The following is a 2382-nucleotide window of genomic DNA, read 5'->3' as shown; positions in this document are numbered from 1 at the left end:
TGGGCCGCGCAGATCATCGCGCTGGGCTCGCTCATCGGCCTGACCACCGTCATCATGGTTCTCCTCATGGGCCTGGCCCGCGTTGTCCTCGCCATGAGCCGCGACGGCCTCCTGCCCCGCGCGCTCTCCGTCACGAGCGCGACGCGCGCCACCCCGGCCCGCCTGCAGATCATCTGCGGCGCCCTCGTGGCCCTTGTCGCTGGCTTCACCAAGGTCGACCTGCTGGAGGAGCTCATCAACATCGGCACGCTCTCTGCGTTCGTCATGGTGTCCATCGGCGTGATCGTCCTGCGCCGCAAGCGCCCGGACCTCACCCCGGCGTACCGCGTCCCGGGCGGCCCGGTCATCCCCGTGGCGTCCGCGCTGCTGTGCTTCTACCTGATGCTGAACCTCAAGGTCGAGTCCTGGATCTTCTTCGCGATCTGGCTCGCCATCGGCTTCGCCATCTACTTCGCCTACGGACGCACGCACGCCGTCCTGGGGAAGCCGGGCTACGAAGCTCCGGCCATGGGCTCCGTCGACAACCCCGCGTCTGCGGATAACGCGCACCACGGTGCGGACGTCGACCGTTCCGCCGCCACGCCGCGCCGCGCAGCAGAGTAGTCCTTCAGCGGCACAAGGGCCGGGATCCGCCACCGCGGGTCCCGGCCCTTTCGTGTGCCCGGCGCGTGGTGCGGGCCCCCGTCAATCTGTGCCGCCATTGAACAATGCACGTCATCATTGGAGCGCGTTCATGCGGGAGAAGGGCCTCAAAGGGGGCGTGGTTGTTTTAAAGATGACGTGGTTTGACCAAAGGCGCCACGGGCGGTGCGGCACGCGAGCGTCCAGCACAAAAAACCGGGGCCGCTCGCTGTGAGCGGCCCCGGTCTGGGGTGGTGGTCCGGGGCGTCTGAGCGGCCCCGGGGCTGGTTTACTCGCGCGGCGTGAGGATCAGGCGCTCGCGCCCATGGCCCTTGACGAAGAGCGCGTAGCCGATCGCCAGGATCACCAGCGCGGACACGCCGACGATGAACGCGCTGCGCCCACCCTCGGTCAGGGCCAGCAGGACGATGACGAAGACGATGAAGGCAATGGCGATCGCGTTGAGCACAGGGAACAGCGGGGACCGGAATGAGCCGGGCGCCGCGCCCTCGCGCTTGATGAGCGAGCGCATCCGCCAGTGGGCCAGGAGGATCATGAGCCACGTGAAGACCGTCGCGAAGGTCGCGATGGCCGCCACGTAGAAGAACAGCCGCTTCTCAATGGCGATGAAGAGGAACAGGCCCACAACAGCCACGCCGAACATGGCCATGACCGGCAGCACGGGAATGTTGCTGCGGCGGGACAGGCGCAGGAAGGACTTCGGCGCGTGCCCCTGTTCCGCGAGCCCGTACAGGGTGCGGGAGCCGGCGTAGAAGATCGCGTTCATGGCGGACAGGGCCGCCGTGAGGACCACGAAGTTCATGATGTGCTGCGCCGCCGGCACCTTGAGCGCCGCGAAGACCTCGACGAACGGGGAGGACTCGCCGGTGACCTGGTTCCACGGGAAGATCGCCATGATGACCGCGAGGGCGGCCACGTAGAAGAGGAGGATGCGGAACGGCACGGAGTTGACGGCACGCGCAATGGAGCGCTCCGGGTTTCCGGCCTCGCCCGCGGTCATGCCGAGCGTCTCCACGCCGCCGAAGGAGAAGACGACGATGCTGAAGCTCATGATGATGCCCCAGAGGCCGAACGGCGCGAAACCGCCGTGCTGCCACAGGTTGGCGATGTCCGGCGTGGTGCCGCCGACGTTGGCGCCCCAGAGAATGAGGCCGATGCCGCCGACCACGAGCGCCAGAATAGCCACAACCTTGATGAGGGAGAACCAGAATTCAAGCTCGCCGAACACCTGGACGGCCAGCAGATTTAGCCCGCCGATGATGGCCACGGCCAGCACCATCCAGAGCCAGCCGGGGACGCCGGGGAACCAGAGGCCCATGTAGGTCGCCACAGCGGTCATGTCGGCAATGGCGACGACGGCCAGCTCGAGCCAGAAGATCCAGCCCGTCAGGAAGCCCGCGAACGGGCCGAGGAAGGTGTTCGAGTACTGCGCGAACGACCCGGCGACGGGGTAGCGGACGGCCATCTCGCCCAGGGCGCGCATGACGATGAAGACCATGAAGCCCGCGATCAGGTATGCGACCAAAACGGCGGGGCCTGCGGCCTGGATCGTTTCCGACGATCCGTAGAAAAGGCCCGTGCCAATGGCGGTGCCGAGCGCGATGAACTGAACGTGGCGCGAGGAGAGATTGCGCGAGAGCTCGTCATGCGAGCGTGGTGCTGAGGCAGTGGATGCCTGAGTGCTCATGTCTGTATCTCCAACGAGGAATGGAGGGCGGCCATGAACCGCCCTGAGAGACT

Annotated in this window: 2 protein-coding genes; one reads left to right on the top strand and one right to left on the bottom strand. The window is 66.8% G+C overall.

Features of this window, described 5'->3' with window-relative positions; all coding sequences use genetic code 11:
* A partial coding sequence (locus Q4D18_RS11575; protein ID WP_303128564.1) for an APC family permease occupies nucleotides 1-603 on the top strand: 603 nt, incomplete at its 5' end.
* A gap of 307 nt (nucleotides 604-910) precedes the next feature.
* On the opposite strand, the gene Q4D18_RS11570 is transcribed toward Q4D18_RS11575, so the two are convergent.
* Nucleotides 911-2329: an amino acid permease gene (locus tag Q4D18_RS11570; protein WP_303128562.1), complete on the bottom strand. Its 1419-nt coding sequence runs from the start codon at nucleotides 2327-2329 to the stop codon at nucleotides 911-913.
* Nucleotides 2330-2382: the final 53 nt, after the last annotated feature.

It is taken from the genome of Micrococcus sp. (assembly GCF_030523875.1).
GTDB lineage: Bacteria > Actinomycetota > Actinomycetes > Actinomycetales > Micrococcaceae > Micrococcus.
The sequence above is the reverse complement of the archived record's forward strand: the minus strand, read 5'-3'. Positions and strand labels throughout refer to the sequence as shown.

Bases quoted from the DNA above. Each gene is read 5' to 3' on its own strand.
- Q4D18_RS11570 (WP_303128562.1), bottom strand. From the start codon at position 2,329: ATGAGCACTCAGGCATCCACTGCCTCAGCACCACGCTCGCATGACGAG.